7 protein-coding genes are annotated in these 16,405 nt (G+C 59.9%); 1 reads left to right on the top strand and 6 read right to left on the bottom strand.

The features are described from left to right. Nucleotides 1-176: 176 nt before the first annotated feature. The gene (locus tag AC0IW7_RS09460; protein ID WP_471817395.1) at nt 177-6,566 is read left to right on the top strand and encodes a C80 family cysteine peptidase; all 6,390 of its coding nucleotides are present in this window, start codon (nt 177-179) and stop codon (nt 6,564-6,566) included. Nucleotides 6,567-6,699: 133 nt separating this feature from the next. Here AC0IW7_RS09460 and AC0IW7_RS09465 read toward each other — a convergent pair whose 3' ends face one another. The 6 genes from AC0IW7_RS09465 to AC0IW7_RS09490 form a co-directional block, all read right to left on the bottom strand. Continuing rightward, nucleotides 6,700-8,286 (bottom strand): ABC-F family ATPase, encoded by a 1,587-nt coding sequence (locus tag AC0IW7_RS09465; protein WP_471817397.1) that lies wholly within the window; start codon nt 8,284-8,286, stop codon nt 6,700-6,702. Between the two features lie 339 nt (nt 8,287-8,625). After that, nucleotides 8,626-9,531, bottom strand: a complete 906-nt coding sequence (tagQ, locus tag AC0IW7_RS09470) for a type VI secretion system-associated lipoprotein TagQ (RefSeq protein WP_471817399.1) — start codon at nt 9,529-9,531, stop codon at nt 8,626-8,628. Nucleotides 9,532-9,595: 64 nt separating this feature from the next. Continuing rightward, nucleotides 9,596-11,305, bottom strand: coding sequence for a formylglycine-generating enzyme family protein (locus tag AC0IW7_RS09475; protein WP_471817401.1), 1,710 nt, complete (start codon nt 11,303-11,305; stop codon nt 9,596-9,598). After that, complete coding sequence (locus AC0IW7_RS09480) at nt 11,298-12,497, bottom strand: FtsX-like permease family protein (protein ID WP_471817403.1); 1,200 nt, start codon at nt 12,495-12,497, stop codon at nt 11,298-11,300. Before AC0IW7_RS09480 ends, AC0IW7_RS09475 begins: the two co-directional genes overlap by 8 nt. Further along, nucleotides 12,497-13,216 (bottom strand): ABC transporter ATP-binding protein, encoded by a 720-nt coding sequence (locus tag AC0IW7_RS09485; protein ID WP_471817405.1) that lies wholly within the window; start codon nt 13,214-13,216, stop codon nt 12,497-12,499. The genes AC0IW7_RS09480 and AC0IW7_RS09485 overlap by 1 nt, the downstream gene beginning before the upstream one ends. Continuing rightward, nucleotides 13,216-16,293 (bottom strand): serine/threonine-protein kinase, encoded by a 3,078-nt coding sequence (locus AC0IW7_RS09490; RefSeq protein WP_471817407.1) that lies wholly within the window; start codon nt 16,291-16,293, stop codon nt 13,216-13,218. The genes AC0IW7_RS09485 and AC0IW7_RS09490 overlap by 1 nt, the downstream gene beginning before the upstream one ends. Between the last annotated feature and the right edge of the window lie 112 nt (nt 16,294-16,405).

A 16,405-nucleotide genomic window follows, 5' to 3' on the forward strand; every position in this document is an offset into this window, starting at 1 on the left:
CGGTATTGGGGCTGTGATGCGCTATCGACGGGGGATGAAGGTCGCGTAGCGATTTTTCCGCAGGCCTGAGAGTTTGGTTCTGCCGTCATGCAAGGCATTGCATCGAACGATATCTCTGGCCGGTCGGATTCTTATCCGAGCGGTCTTACAGTTTCCCCGTCATTGAGTTTCTACCGTTGACCGACTATTCCCCGCAATTGGATGTTGGTCGTGAACAAGCGCTGCTTTCGCCTTATTTTCAGCAAGCCACTTGGCTTTTTAATTCCCGTCGCCGAAATCACAACTGCCCAGGGCAAGCCGGGCCGACATCAAGCGGTGTCACGCGTTTCCCTTCCGTTATTTCCTCCCGTCTCTTCGCTAAAACGCCTCGTACTTTCCCTGGTGCTGGCCGGCACGCCCGGTTGGGGAACGGCGGAAATTCTGCTGGATCGCAGCGGCGGCGGCAGTGTGGCCAGTGCTGCCAATGGCGTGCCAGTGATCGAGATTGCCGAAGTAAACGCGCCACCGATGCTGACGATGCGGATGCATTAGCTAAAAGAAAGCTTCTTTCCACACCTGAATATCCCGCGCAGAAAAAGTTTGCGTATGGGCAATCTACCCATACCGCTCAGACCGCTGACGGCACACTCGACAGCCAGGGTCGCCGCCTGACGCAGCAGCAGGAGGCTACTTCCGGAGCCTCCAGAAGCGATGATCTGGATGGCCGGCAGCCTCTTGCCGCGGGGCGCAATGCAGCCGGCGAAAAAGCAATGCTGCCGTCATTTACTGACCCGTTCACTGCGACGAGCAACCCAACGTCATCGTCAATCAGAACCGTAGAAACGGACAGCCGATTAGCAATACTTAAACTTGCCCAAGAACTTTCAATGTCCGCCCCAACCGTCCATTCAGACCCCGCCTCGTTAGATTTACTGGCAGGAAGTTTATATGGGCCACCGCCGGGACAGGGGCTGGCGAACTTGGGAAGCGCGGCCATTCCCAGCGACCTGGATAACCTTCAGGTTTCCGATTTGCTGTTTGGCTTTCAGCCTGTAAGCACCCCGACCGGCTATGTGGCCGCCAACGCTGGAATTGATAAACCCTCGATCCAGCCGCAGGCAACCTTACCGTACGTTGAAAAGGCTAAAACTCCCCATGACTTGGATAATCTCCAAGTTTCCGAATTGCTGTTTGGCCCCAAGCCGATAAGCACTCCGGCAGACGACCTGCGAACCAACTTAGCACCCGACAAACCGACACTTCGGCCGCAGACAGCAGTAGCGGATAGTGGAATGTCTAAGATTGCGCCCGATCTGGACAGCCTCCAGTTATCTGACTTGCTGTTTGGAGTGGAGACTGGAAAGACGCCGGACAAACAACCGCTGCTTAACTCCGGAGATGACAAACCGACACTTCAGCCGAAGAACGCGTTAACAGATGTTGAAAAGGCCAGCATCCCGCATGACTTGGATAACCTGCAAGTATCCGATCTGCTGTTTGGCTTGGAGCCTGTAAACAATCCGGTCAACGCTGTGGCAACTGACGCTCAAGCTGCAAAATCGCCGCTTGAATCGCAAACCCAGTTAGCGGGCACTGAAAACGCAAAAATTCAGGACGACGTGCACAACTCGTCTTCGTCCACGTCACAGGCAGCGAAACCTGGGAGGCGCAGCGTCATTACAGACGAGCAATTAACCACCTGGGCCTCAATGAGCAAAGCAGAGAGGAACAATGCCGGCGGGTGGAAGGCTTGGGCTGAGACTCAGAATATCGATACGGCAAAAGCGAGAGGTTATCTGGCAGACAGCGGACTCGCCCAGAGGGGAAAGATAAGGATGTCAACAGAAGGTAAGTCCATTACCCCAGAGCAAGTTGATATCTGGAGAACGATGTCTCAACAGCAGCGCCATAGCGAAGGCGGGTGGGTAAGTTGGGCACAGAAACAAGGAATTAAACTAGGAAGCGCCATCCGTTTTCTCAACAACCATGGTACGAATAACGAGGTAGCTGTCACATTTAACAAAACCGGTACCAAGATTACTAGCAAACAGATAGATACATGGGAAGCACTACCTCAACAGCAAAAGCATGCCGCTGGGGGATGGAGGGGATGGGCTGAAGCTCAAGGGATTGAGATCACAAGCGCCAGGCGATGGTTAAATAACTCCGGCATTAACCCCTATCAAAAAGCCATGTTGAGTTCCGAAGGTCGTCCTATTACCGCTGAACAGCTAAAACAGTGGGAAAATATGCCGCAGGTGCAAAAAGACAAGGCTGGCGGATGGGTTGCTTGGACGATATCGCAAAATATCGACATGAGAACCGCCAAATCCCGCTTAACAAATTCAGGCCTTAGCACACTTGGTCGAGCCGAGTTAAATACCGAAGGTCGCCCCATCACTGTCGAGCATTTAAAAACTTGGGAAGCGATGACTCAGAAGCAAAGGGAAGACGCTGGCGGACGCGAAGCCTGGGCGTTGAGCCAGGGACTTAAACTTCGCAATGCCGCAGAACACATCACTGACAAGGGACTGACCATAAAGGGCGAAGACAAGATCGCTGCATCTAATAAAGGCGCTAAGACAGCCGCTACGGCCGAGAAGAGACGGGCGTTGCGCGCTGCCGAACGGATCCTATCCACGCAGGCGCAACTCAAGCAGCAACACGATGGCCTTCAAATAACCGCCGTGCACCTGAAAACGTGGGGAGAGATGACTCGGCAACAAAGAGACGCGGTAGGAGGCCCGATGGAATGGGCTAAAAGTCAGGGGATCGACCCCAATAGTGCCAAGCACACGCTTACGAATAGGGGGTTGACCTATCTCGGCCAGGATAAACTTGGGCTGGACGCTTTGCCAAAGTTGATCACGTGGCAGCAGATGACACAGGAGCAAAGGAAAGACGCAGGCGGTGCGCGAGCGTGGGCGAACAGTCAAAACATATATGCGCCTAGTGCCGTGAGATATCTTAAAGATACGGGACTTACGAAAGCGGGCGTCAGGTTTTTGTCGACCGCAACGCCGGTACTAGAGGCCCCTGCCCAGAAAGTGAACGAGCCCTCAACAAGCACATCTCAAGGGGGCCGCGAATCAAATGCCCCGGCGAGACCAGATGCGACCGAGCTGTTGCCATTTCCGGATTATTCGCCGTACTCCCTGGCCGATTATTTACTGTCCCCTCAGCCGTATAGCCTTCGTTCCGACGCCGCTCTTGGCCAACCCACCACCTCTTTGGCAACCTTTGGCCAGCGCGTGATCGTCAACACTGACGCGAGCAATCCGGTGGTCAACAAAGCCGCCCAAAACCTCGCCAACAAACACCCCGACACCAGCGTCGTAATTGCTCCCATCGGTGACGGCCGCGTCCAGGTATTGAGCGGTGTGCTGGTCGACGGCGGTAGCAAGAAAGTCGAGGTGGTGGGCCATAGTGCCGGCTTGAAACTTGGGGGCCTGGACAGCAAACAGATCAGTGACGTGGTGCAGACACTGGCCAATGGCGGTAACAGCCGTATCGACAAACTGACACTTGTAGGCTGTGGCACGGCTTGCGCGAACGACGGGCCGAGCCTGGTGAATCAAGTCGGCGCCGTTTTGCACATGCAAGGGGCTTTAACTCAGGTGAAAGGCTACGACTCGCCAATAGCGGTGGACGTCCAAGGGCATAAACAACCCACTACCGCAGAGGCGGCCGATGCGCTGGGCAAGCGCGCGGCAGATATACAACAGAGCGCTGATGAGGCATCGACGCCTTTGAACCCAAAGCGGCGGATCTTGCAGCGTTACCTGGCTGAGCACTCCACGACACCGCCACCGGCGGCCAATAACGCTCTGACGATGCCTGCCGGTTACAACCTTTCGCCTTCGTCAAGCCTGGCTGAACACGCTCCTGGCGCCTGGATGGAAGCGCAACCGCCGCGGGATGCCGAAGCACCTCTGGCCTCACCCAGCCAGCCTGTCACTCATTCCAATGGGCAGATGCGGCCCGTCAGCACGGGGGACGCTGCTCGCGCGCAGCGTCCGGTAACCCAGCCTGTTGGTAATGCACTGTCGGCAGTTTCCACTGTCTCGGCGCCGCCTAAGGAGCATAAGCGCAAGACAGACCGAAGTTCTGATTCGGGAGAAAACCAACCCTGGAAATACGAAGTTCTCACCGAATGGCGCAAAACGGCGGTAGACCCTAACGATAGAGCTGATTTCTGGCGCTACCTGAAACGTGAAAATGTTCCTGTCACTGGCGCGAGCAAACTCTGGAACAATTATCAGGCTACTGTAAGCGGTAAAAAACCGGACCCCGTGAAAGCTGCCAAGGCGTTTATGGCGGCGCGTTTAAAGGGTGAGTCTACGGCCAATACAAGCAAATTCGCTTTAGAGCATGGTGTTCCGGTACGCCAATTTCTTGTAGAGCTCCGGCACGTGCAAGATTCACTTATTTCGCAACGTTTAAACTCGGCTTTGAAGTCGGTCGACGAGCCTGCACGGCCCACGACAACTTTCGACCCGACTGTCGACAACGCCACAAACTCATCGGGGGCTGCCTCTTATAAAGAGCGCAGAGAGGCGGCCTACGCGGCGCGAGAGAGTTTCGATAATTGGATACTCCAGGCGCCAGATGTTTTTGATGTGAACAGCCCGGCGTTCGCTATGCTCAACACCGACTCAGAACTAAATAACCGCTATGTAGAAAAATACAGCCGGGAAATAAGCAAAGCGCTCGACGGCAGGGGGCCTTATTTGGGGGCGTTGCAGTTTCACATGTTATCGCCGGATGCCCCGGCATTTCATGACCTTACTGGGTTTGCCGAGCAGACCGGTTTGAATCGCACCACGCTAAGTAGGTGGATACGCACCGATGCAACTTGGTCCTTGGGTTCACCGCAGGCGCACCGGAAAGTAGCAGAGCAACTTCACGCCAAACGCCCAAAGCTTTTTAGTGGTTTTTCTGAGCCGCATAGTTTTAAACAGCCTGCTCCGCTAGAAACGGTAGAGGCGCCACGTATCGAGAGTTTGCAAAGCAAGATAGACAGAATATTGCGAAACGTGCCTGACGTATTCGATCGATCCAACGTCATGCGAGAAATCGTGAGGGCTACGCCTGAGAATGCCAAAGGTGGGGCACGTAAAACATACGAAAATATTACAAACGCATTGGACGGTAAGGGAACCTACCTAGCTGCAATGCGCTATTACAACCTTAGTGCTGAGCAGGCGGCGGACGTAAAGCTTAAAGCGTTTGCAGAACAGCAAGGTGTGAAGTTACACAGCTTGAACAAGTGGATACTGACTTCGAGAGCGTGGATCAGAGGGGCTGAGGATGTGCACCAAAAAGTGATGCTCCAGTTGGTAGAGAAACGCCCCGACCTTTTAACGCTGTCCCCGGGAATGGCCCGATTAGCAGGCGCGCGTGCTGGCGAACAGCACATACCTGTGGTGCCAGCGTCGGGACAACACTTGGATACTCAACCCGGCGATGTCAACCGGCCGGAAACACCGCACGCTAGGCCATCGGACAGTTCCAGCGTCGCCTCCGCGACGGGGGGCATGCCGCCGAAAACGCCTGAAGTGGTACAGGTGGATCTCGACAGCTACATCAATGTCAACGCACCGCCATTGATCCCACTTGAGCCAGACCGCGATGACAGTCCGCCGATGGTAGCAACCGCTACCGCACCGTCTGACGCCGATTCGCCGCCACAAAGCCCCGACGTCGTCGTGATGCCGTCGCAACAGAACGCTTATTTCCAGCCTTGGATAAAAACAGAGCCCGACTCATCACCGGTGCCAAGTCCAACGCCCGTTCCCGAACCCTTGGAGGTCGATCTGGCGGTGAAGGAAGAAGTGCCCGTATTGCGCCACAGCATCGACAACACCGTGCCGATTCTGCAAGGGGAGAACGGTGAAGATGTCCTGTTCGCCGCCCTGCAACCTGTGCAGAAAAAATGGCAGGCCGGGAGCGTTAAGGAGCTGCTTGACCGTATGACGCTAACGCTGGGTGCCGACGTTAATGAGGCCATCGCGGCGCAGGCAGCCCTGGCCGGGGCTGGCAACGTGCGCGCCAGCACAAAGAAAATCAAAGACGACATCGCCCAGCAAGCCCGCTGGTTGACCACCGTGCCGGGTGAAGAACGGGCTCGCTACATGGAAAGCTGGATGGAAGTCGAAGACGTTCCGGGCATGGGAAGAGGCATCAAGGCGGCTCGCGATATTCCACCTTTCACGGTATTGGCACCTTACGCCGGCAAATATCTGAAAGGCGACGCAGCCATTAATGCCGAATGGAAAAAGGTCGGCATGAACTTTACCAACTATACGTTTGGCACCAAGAGCGACAACTCGCTCATCAGTGCCTTCGGAGACGGCGTCGGCAATATATCCAGTCTGACCAACAAGGGGATGGATGACGCCCAGAACAACCTGACCGCCGTACGTCTGGGTAGCACCTTGCTGTACCTGATGGCTCTGCGGGCAGTCCCGGCGGGTGAAGCGCTGTTGTATGACTACGGCGACTCGTATGACTACAGTGGCTGGCCTAGCCACCCGATCGAGGTTGAACACGCCGATCACAGCGATACGGAAAAGGGGCCGGAGTAAAACCGCGCGCGGTGAACACCTTGCACGACGCTAGCTAAAAGGCGTGCAAAAAAAGACCCGACACACCGGAGTGTGTCGGGTCTTTGTGCATTCACGGATCAGAGGATCACGCAAACAGCGGTACTGGCAGCGCTTAAATCACCACACCCTGACTACGCAAGTAATCGTCATAGGTGCCGCTGAAGTCCACCACGCCACTGGCCGACAATTCGATAATCCGCGTCGCCAACGACGACACAAACTCGCGGTCGTGGCTGACAAAAATCAACGTGCCCGGATAGTTCTCCAGCGCCAGGTTCAGCGCTTCGATGGATTCCATGTCCAAGTGGTTGGTCGGTTCGTCCATTACCAGCACGTTCGGCTTTTGCAGGATCAGCTTGCCGAACAACATACGGCCTTGCTCACCGCCGGAAATCACTTTGACCGACTTGAGGATTTCGTCGTTGGAAAACAGCATGCGGCCCAAGGTGCCGCGAATCATCTGCTCGCCCTGGGTCCACTGGCCCATCCAGTCGAACAGGTTCACGTCGTCTTCAAAGTCGTGGGCGTGGTCCTGGGCGTAATAGCCGAGTTCGGCGCTGTCGGTCCATTTCACGTTGCCGGAATCCGGCGTCAGCTCGCCCACCAATGTGCGCAACAGGGTGGTTTTGCCGATGCCGTTCGGGCCGATGATCGCTACGCGCTCGCCAGCTTCAACCTGGAAGCTGAAGTTCTTGAACAGCGGCTTGCCGTCGAAACCCTTGGCCATGTTCTCGACCATCACGGCATTGCGGTGCAGCTTCTTGGTTTGCTCGAAACGAATGAACGGGCTCACGCGGCTGGACGGCTTGACCTCGGCCAGCTGAATTTTGTCGATCTGCTTGGCGCGCGACGTCGCCTGTTTGGCTTTCGAGGCGTTGGCCGAGAAGCGGCTGACGAAGCTTTGCAGCTCGTTGATCTGCGCCTTCTTCTTGGCGTTGTCGGCCAGCAATTGCTCGCGCGACTGGGTGGCGGCGGTCATGTACTCGTCGTAGTTGCCCGGGAACAGACGCAGCTCGCCGTAATCCAGGTCGGCCATGTGCGTGCACACGCTGTTCAGGAAGTGACGGTCGTGGGAAATGATGATCATGGTGCTGTTACGCGCCGTGAGAATGTTTTCCAGCCAGCGGATGGTGTTGATATCCAGGTGGTTGGTTGGCTCGTCGAGCAGCAACACTTCCGGATCGGAAAACAGCGCCTGCGCCAGCAACACCCGCAGCTTCCAGCCTGGCGCCACTTCGGTCATCGGGCCGAAATGCTGCTCCAACGGAATGCCCAGACCCAGCAACAACTCACCGGCGCGGGACTCGGCGGTGTAGCCATCCATTTCCGCGAACTCGGTTTCCAGCTCGGCCACGGCCATGCCGTCTTCTTCGCTCATCTCCGGCAGCGAATAAATGCGATCGCGCTCGGCCTTAACCTTCCACAATTCCTCGTGACCCATGATCACGGTGTCGATCACGGTGAACTGCTCGTACGCGAACTGATCCTGACGCAGCTTACCCAAGCGCACATTCGGCTCCAGCATCACCTGGCCACCGGACGGCTCCAGATCGCCACCGAGAATCTTCATGAAGGTCGACTTGCCACAGCCGTTCGCACCAATCAGGCCGTACCGGTTGCCGTTGCCGAATTTCACGGAAACGTTTTCGAACAGCGGCTTGGCGCCGAACTGCATGGTGATGTTAGCGGTGGAAATCAAAGGGCTTACCTATCAATAACGTAAAGGTGTCAGGAGTTGCCTGATACCGATTGGAGACCGATATTCAGCGTTTCCTGTCCGCTCCAGGCGGAGCGTAAATGGGTCCGGCGGGCATGAAATAAACGCAGCGTCTGCCCAATCGGGCGGCGCTGGCGGGCGTTTGATGCGGGGTTCATGCCAAACAGGGCGCGCATTGTCGCATAGGTGATGCGACAGGTGTATGGCGGCCGATAATGGGTGGTTTCCCTACAGACACGCTTCGAACAACCAAAAAAAAAGCGGCGCCACCGTGCCCCATAAAGGACCGCAGTGGCGCCGCTCGCTCAGACCAGCAGCGCGTTACGCCTTAGCGCAACTCTCCGGTGCCCAGTCACCCATATCGGGGTTGTTGCACACGTCGTTGATCATGGTTTTGCCTTGCGTGGCGACTTTCTGGCTTTCGGTGCGCGAGGTTTGCGCTTTTTGCGCGGCTTTCTCGGTGGCGACGGCCTGGGTCGGTACTTTGGCGCGTTGGGCTTTGGTGACGGTCACTTTCTTGCCGGCGTCCGCTTCAGCCACTTTGGCTACGGTGTCGCGCTGCACGCCAACGGCGATCAGGTCTTTTTCGTAGGCTTGGGTGTAGGCGTCGAGGTCTTCACCGGTGCGGCCGTCAGCGGCGGCGAGCAGGGCGTTGGTTTCTTTCAGGCCGCTGACGATCTCGGCCAGGTGGGCGCGGCCGTCGGCTTCGCTGATTTTCTTGGCTTTGCGGGCATCGCGCAGGCTGGCGAATTCGCGCTGGTAGCACGCTTGGGCGGCTTTGGCGTAGCCGACGCTGCGGTCGATTTCGCCGGTGCTGCGGTCGATGTCGGTGGCGTAGGAGCCGATGCGCTGGTTGTCGTCGGTGATCTGTTTTTGCTTCTCGACGTAGTAACCCGCTGCACCGCCAACCAGTGCGCCGCCGGCTGCGCCGATCAGGGCGTTGCGTGCGGCGTGGTCGTCACCGGACAAACCGCCGGCCAGGCCGCCGATCAGGCCACCGGCAATGGCGCCGGTCACGGCCGAGTTTTTCACCGCGTCTTCGGTGCCGCGCAGGTGCGATACCGGTTCGTAGCACGCTGGGTAGTACTGGGCGGTGGTGGTGGCCGCTACTTTCGAGGTGGGGCCGGTGCTGGCGCAACCGCTGATGAAGATGCAGCTGGCGGCCAGAAAGGACACCGCCATACGTGCCGACGAGTTAAGTGTTTTGTTGATGCTTGCCTGCTTCATGGTTTTTTCCCGTTCTTGGTGTTGTGTGTTTCGCGGCCCGGTGAGCCCGGCCGCAAACGCTTCCTTAACGCTCGCCGTTCGCGAGCAACTGCTCCAGAATCGCCGCCGGATCGGCTCGCTTTTCCTGGCGATACTTTCCTACGTGCGTAACGAAGAGGGTGGCACGTTTGACCAGGCTCTTGCCGAGCACTGGTTTGCGGTTGAGCTCTTCTTTTATGCGTTGCAACTGCGCCTGGATCACGGCATCGGTGTAGCGGGTGCCGGTGGCCAGGTTGTCGATGTAAATCTGTACGGCGCCATCCAGTGCGCTTCGGCCGTTGGCCATCGCGGTGGCAAACAGCTTAGCTGAGGCTTCGTCCTTATTTGCCTTTGCTTGTTCCTGACTTTTTTTCAGGTTGGTCAGGCGAATGTTGTAGTTGTTGATGGTTTCAGCCACCAATGCCGCCGACTGAATCAGGTTGCCGGCTGCTTCTTCTCGCTGTTGGGCAATCAGCGAGACGTTGCGTTTCAATTCTTCGTTAATTAATCCGAGCTGAGCTTGCAGCGCCGGGTCGGTGCTGGCGGCGATCAGGCTGTCGAGGCTTTTGGTCGGGTCGGCGGTGTCGTCGATGGCGTCGGTGAGCGAGGCCAGGCGGCCTTCTTTTTGCCATTGCGTGAGCAGCTCTTTGTAGCGCGAGCGCGGGGCGGAGAGGGCGCCCAGGGCCACGCGGAAACCGGTGGTTTCGTTGGCTTGCTCGGTGCCGTCGGTGGCGAACAGCGGGTACTCGCGGCGCATGCCGGTGAACAGTGTGGTTTCGCCTTCGAGGTAGTTGCCGCCTTTCACCACAAAGCCGCCGTAGGTGCCTTGGCGGCGACCGGCGTGTACCAGCTGGAACGACTCTTGAACCATTTCGGCGGCGTTGCCGATTACGTCGTACAGGCCGATGGGGTTGGGCAGTTTGGTGCCGATGGGCAGCAAGCGCGCGGCCTGACCGCTGCCGCCTGCGACCTGGTTGTAGACGGCCCAGTCGCCGAGCGGACCTTCCTGATCGCTGCCTTCGACTTTGCGCGGGAACAGCCGGCCTTCCAGTTCCTGGCGGCTGACGGCCTGGGCGCCACGGGCGGCGAATTCCCATTCGGCTTCGGAGGGCAGGCGCACAAAGCTCAGGCCGCCGTCTTCGGCTTTGGCGGTGCGGCCGCTGACGGGCAGCAGGTCGCGGTGGTTTTTCATCAGCCAGGCGGTGTACACGGCGGCGAAACGCTCGGCGTCGAAGTGCGACACCTTCACTTTCGGCAAGCGCGCCGCTGCGCCGGTGGCCGGTTCCGGGCAGGCCGGCGGTTCGCCCTGGCCGGCCAACGAGGCGGCCTGGTCCATGACGGCGGCGTACTGGCGGGCGGTCACTTCGTATTTGCCGATGAAATACAGCATGGGCGACAGCGGCGTGCCGGCTTCTTTTTTCGGCAGCACCGGTTTCAGGGTTTCGCGCCAGGTTTCCGGCAAGTCGGTGAGGGTGAACTGGCCGTTGATAAAGTCGCGGCGGTAACCGGAAATAAACGACTGCTGGTAGCCGCTTTCACCTTCGGCGAACGGGTAGCCCAGGCTGATTTCACGGTCATCCAGGGCGCCGTTGGCGAGAACGTACACGTAGCGCATTACCAGATTGCCGCCGCAGGGCAGCGGCAGGCTGACGTCGTCGGGTAGCGGCTTGGGGTTGTCCACCGAGGGTTCTTCCGCCCAGGCGTTCTGCCCCAGGGCCAAGGCCAGCGCTGCTACTGCCGTGAACCGCTTAAACATCGCGTAATCCTTCCGAAGCTTCGATCTGCGCCGCGCGCCAACCGCCGAGTGCAGCGGCCAGGGCGCTGCAGGTCAGGGTGGCCAGCGCCGCCAGGAAAAAATGAATGGGCAATAACTGGCACACGAACTCGCCGGTGTCCGTGTCGAATAACTGGTTCAGTCCGGCGCCGGCGACTGCGTACAGTAACCCGGCCAGTAGCAGACTAAACGCGCCGCTGTACAGCGCCAACAGCAGCAGAAAACCCACCAGCGCGGCCGTCGGAAAACCCAGCAGGCGCAACACGGCCAGCGCTTTGCGTTTGCGCTCCACCGCCGCCAGCGTGTTGGCGGCCACGGCAGCAAAAGCACCGCCCACGGCCAGCGCGGCAATCAGCCAGAACACCAGCGTGAGGTTATGGCTGAGCGAGCGCACCTGAGCGATGGTTGAAGCTTGCGTGGCCACTTCCTGGCCGAGCCCGGCGAAGTGCTGACGCAAACTTTCCACGCCATCGAGGTCCGCCGCATACACGCGCAGCCCCGGATACACACGACTGCCCGGCACCGACGGCGTTTCGCCCGGCCAGCCGAACGCGGGCACCGCGCGACCGTCGCGGTAATCCTCGGCGGCTTCCAGCAGGCTCAGCGGGGCGAACAAGCCATCGCGGTTGAAGGTGGCCAAAGGCAGCACCGCCTGCACCGTCACGCTGATCTGCCGTGATTCCACTTGCCCGTTCTGCTGCCGCCCGAAACGCGCGCTCAGGCGCTCGCCGGCTGCGACACCGAGCTTTTCGGCGGCGCTTTGGCTCAACACAATCTGCTCGCCGGTTGGCAGCGGCACATCGGCGAGCAACGGGTCGCCCTGGGCGGTGGGAATCATCTCGACAGTTAACGACTGGCCGCTGCCGTCTACCGACAAATCCGTAGTGGCGGCAATCTGCCGGGTGCGCGGCAGGGCGAAGGCCACGTCCGCTCGCAGTTTCAATTCGGTGACATCGGCCGCGCGGTAACGACCGCCACCCAGGGTGATCACTTCACGAATCGACGGGTCGTTTTCCAGGCGTTCGGTCAGCGTGGTGACCAGGCCGAACTTGAGCCCGAACAACACCAGCAGCGGCGTAATCACCGCCGTCAGCGCCAGCACCGCGCACAGCGACAGGCGCGCTTCGGTGCGGTAATCCGCCCAGGCCAGTGACAGCAGCAGGCCGACGCGCATCAGTGCCCCGCCTGCGTAAGTGTCGCGGTTACGCCGCCATCGGCATCGCGCCGCCATTCAATCGGCAACACGCTCAGGCCGGCGCTACGGGCCAGGGGTTCGTCGTGGGTGGCGATGACGGTGCAGGTGCGATGAACCCTGGCTTGCTCAACCAACAGCTGCATCACGCGCTGCGCGTTGGCCGGGTCTAGGGAAGCGGTGGGTTCGTCGGCCAGCACCAGTTTCGGCCGGTGCGAAAGGGCGCGGGCGATGCTCACCCGTTGCCGTTGGCCGACCGACAGCCGGCTCGGGCGCTTGTCCAGTTGCTCGGTAATTTCCAAGTGTTCGGCCAGGCGCTGCACCTGCTCGTCGGCGGCCAGGTTCAACAGGCGGCGCGGCAGTTCGATATTGCCGCGTACGTCGAGAAACTCCAGCAGCCCGCCGGTTTGCAATACGTAGCCGCAGGCTTTGCTGCGCAACCGTGCCAGGGCGTCGTGGTTGTTGGCGCGCCACAGCGCGGCGATGTCGAACTGGCCGCCCTCCACCTCGAAGTGAAACTGCCCGCTGTTATCCGGCGACAGCACCAGGGCGAGCAAATCCAGCAGCGTGCTTTTGCCACAACCGCTGGGGCCGACCACGGCAATCTGCTCGCCCGCCGCCAGGTCCAGCCGGGGAATGTTCAGGCTGTAACGCAGGCGGCCGGCGCCACGGGTTTTTTGAATGTCGCGCAGGCGCAGCATCAGGGCAGGGTCGACAGTGGAACGCGGTACAAGGCATCGCCTGGCTCGGCGTCGCCGAAGCGCACCCAGTTGGCGACGTCGTTGTGGAAGGTTTCGTACAGGCGAATCTTCGAATCCAGCTCGTCGATAAAGTCTTCCTGTTCGGCCACGCTCAGCGACAACCACAATTCCTGGGTCATGTTCAGCGACTTGCTGCGGTACGGCAGGCCTTCCAGGTACTCGCCGAGAATGCCGCTTTGCGCCAGGTTGCTGCCCTTCACCAATTTCGATGGGTCGCGGCTCATGTAGGCGCTGGCCGTGGCGATTTCTTCGAAGAAGTCTTTCGACGAACTCTGGGTGCGGCGCGCCGCGTCGACGATCAGTTTCAGCGACTGCTGCAGGTCGTTGAGCTGCATTTTGCTCAGCAGCACGCACACCTGAAATGCCGGCAGCGCCGGGTTGGTCAGGTCGCGGTCGGCGGTCCAGGCGGTTACCAGTTGCGGCGCGTGGGCGGCGCCGCGCTGGCCGAGGAAGTCCATGTGCATGGCGTAGCCGATGGCGGCGGTTTTTGCCGCCAGGCTCAGGCCGCTTTGCAGCTGCGGCGCCGGCTGGGCTTTTTGTTGGCCGGCGTTGTGCACCAGGTCGGCAAACACCGAGCCGATTTCATTGACCGTGTTGCCGAATTTGCCGACGTCGCCGCCAGCCACGGAAATGTACAGGTCGCCGATTTTCGGGTTGGCGTCGGCGGTGAGGCTGCGGTACTGCTGCTCGGCGTAGCCGTGGTTGTTTTTGCCGGCCGGGGTGCGCAGGTGCAGGGCGTAGATTTTGATCTGCTTGCGCAGCGCCGCTTCGCGCACCTGGGCTTCGTTCATTTGCGTGCGGCCCAGCGGATCGTTTTTGCGCAGGGCGCCGGCGTCGGTCACCAGCAAAATCACGCGACCGGCATAGGGCGACCAGTCCATGTTGTCGACCGCGTCCATCACGCCGGCAAAGGCGTCTTCGTTGAACGAATGGCTCGACACGGTGGTGGCTTTCACATTGCGCGCCAGCTCGATAAAGCGCTGCGGGTCGTTGTCTTGCTGCAACGGCACCAGGGTTTTGCTGACGTATTCCAGGCCTGGCGTTTTGTCGGTGTTGTTGCGGAAACCGACCATGCCAAAGCTGACTTTATCCAGCTCGCCACGGGCGCCGATCTGTTCTTGCAGGCCTTTGACCACGTCGTTGACCTGGTCGATATACGGCTGCATCGACACCGAGGTGTCCACCACCAGCACGATGCCGGTGCGGAAGGCGTCGGGCTTGCTGGCGAGCTTGGCGCCGGCGCCATTGAGCTGCGGCGTGTTGCCCGGATCGATGGAGGCCACGTTGAGCAACTGCGCCGGCTGGCCGTCGGCGTCGAAGCTTTCGCGCGACTCGAAAATCGGCAGCAGATAAAACTGGTCCTGGGCGATGGCCATGTCTTGCGGCTCGATGGCCAGCACGTTTTGGCTGGAACCGTCGTCGCGCTGCGCCTTGGTGACCTCGTTACGCGCGGCGTTGGTGTCGGCCAGCAGACGTTCCACGTCGTCGGCCTTGCGCAGGAAAATCACCGGACCACGGCCCGAGCGCTCGGTGAATTTCAGCACCAGGCTCTGCTTCCAGTCGCTGACCTGCGCGGCGGGCAACCAGCCTTCGCTGCGGCCATCGCTGGAGGCGCCAACCTTCACCCACGGTTCGCCGCCGACTTGCTGGCGGGCATACACGTACAGCACCGAGAACGCCGGCAACGCCGTGCTGCCGGCTTTGCCACCGGCTTCTTGGGCCAGTTGCGCGCCGGGCTTGCTCAACACGCGCTGGAACAGGGTTTTCTTGCCGGCCATCAGCAGCGGTTTGTCGCCGCCGTCCTGATTGGCGGCCGGGGCGACGCTGGCGGTTGTGGTTGATGCCGTCGTGGTCGAAGCAGGCGGCTGTGCCGGTTTTTTCTCGGGCTCAACCTGAGCAACCGGCGGTTTGTCGGCTTTCGGCGAGCCGCTCAAGAGGAAATAACCGCTGCCGCCGAGAATCAGCAGCAGGCCCAAACCGGCGCCGGCAATCAGCGGCACTTTGCTGCCCGAGCGTTTCTTCTCGATGGGCGGCGTGTAAGTGGGCGCGGGCGGCGGCAGGGTGGCGCCGGCATCGGTGGCTTGCAGCGGCGGCATGTCGATGGACATTGGCGTCAGGCCACCGGTGTCGGCGGTAATTACCGGCGTGGCGGCGGTGGGCGCTTCTTCGCTACGCGGCGTTGGCGGCAGGTTCAGCGGGCGAATCTGCGTGCTTTCCATGGCGCTTGGCGCCAGGTGATCCAGCGCGGCGATAAACGCCCCGGCGGTGGGGAAACGCTCGTCCGGGTTCTTGGCCAGCAGCTTGCGCAGAATGTCCTGATAACGGCCGTGGTTGATCGGCAGTTCCGGCAGCGGTTCGGTCAGGTGGGCGAGGGCGGTGGACAGCGAGTCGGTGCCGACATAGGGCAGCTTGCCGGTGAGAATTTCATAGAGCACCACGCCGAGGGCGTAGAGGTCGGTACGCCCGTCGATGGGCAAACCACGGGCTTGCTCGGGGCTCATATAGCTGGGCGTGCCGATGGCAAAACCGACCTGGGTGAACTGCGTGCTTTCTTCAATCGACTTGGCGATGCCGAAGTCCGACAACACCGCCGTGCCGTCGGCGCGGAACAGAATGTTGGCCGGTTTTACGTCGCGGTGCACCAGCCCTTGCGAGTGCGCGTAGCCAAGCGCCGAGGCCACCTGACGCAGAATCGACAAGCCCTGTTCCGGGCTCAGCCCTTCTTCGATGCGTTCTTTCAGCGTGCCGTTGGCCAGGTATTCCATGGCCATGTAGTACCAGGGCCCGGCGTTGCCGATGTCGAAAATGGTCACGGTGTTGGGCTGCGACAGGCGCGCCAAAATGCGGCCCTCGCGCAGAAAGCGTTCGCAAAAACTCGGGTCGGCCGCCAGCGCACTGGCCATCACCTTGAGCGCCACCTTGCGTTGCAACGAGCGCTGCGTGGCCAGATAAACCGTGGCCATGGCGCCTTCGCCAAGGCCGCGTTCTATGTCGTATCCAGGTATCTCGATTTGCATGCCTTTACTGCTCTTATGAGGCGGCTAGTTTTTCGTTCAAAAGCATCGCGGCTGAAGCCGCTCCCACAAAGAGCACACGGTCTTTGTGGGAACGGCTGGGCGGCATTCCGCT

It is taken from the genome of Pseudomonas sp. AC229 (assembly GCF_979254655.1).

Excerpts from the sequence above, each read along its gene's own strand:
- tagQ (WP_471817399.1), bottom strand. The coding sequence starts at position 9,531 with ATGAAGCAGGCAAGCATCAACAAAACACTTAACTCGTCGGCACGTATG.
- AC0IW7_RS09475 (WP_471817401.1), bottom strand. The coding sequence starts at position 11,305 with ATGTTTAAGCGGTTCACGGCAGTAGCAGCGCTGGCCTTGGCCCTGGGG.
- AC0IW7_RS09480 (WP_471817403.1), bottom strand. The coding sequence starts at position 12,497 with ATGCGCGTCGGCCTGCTGCTGTCACTGGCCTGGGCGGATTACCGCACC.
- AC0IW7_RS09485 (WP_471817405.1), bottom strand. The coding sequence starts at position 13,216 with ATGCTGCGCCTGCGCGACATTCAAAAAACCCGTGGCGCCGGCCGCCTG.
- AC0IW7_RS09490 (WP_471817407.1), bottom strand. The coding sequence starts at position 16,293 with ATGCAAATCGAGATACCTGGATACGACATAGAACGCGGCCTTGGCGAA.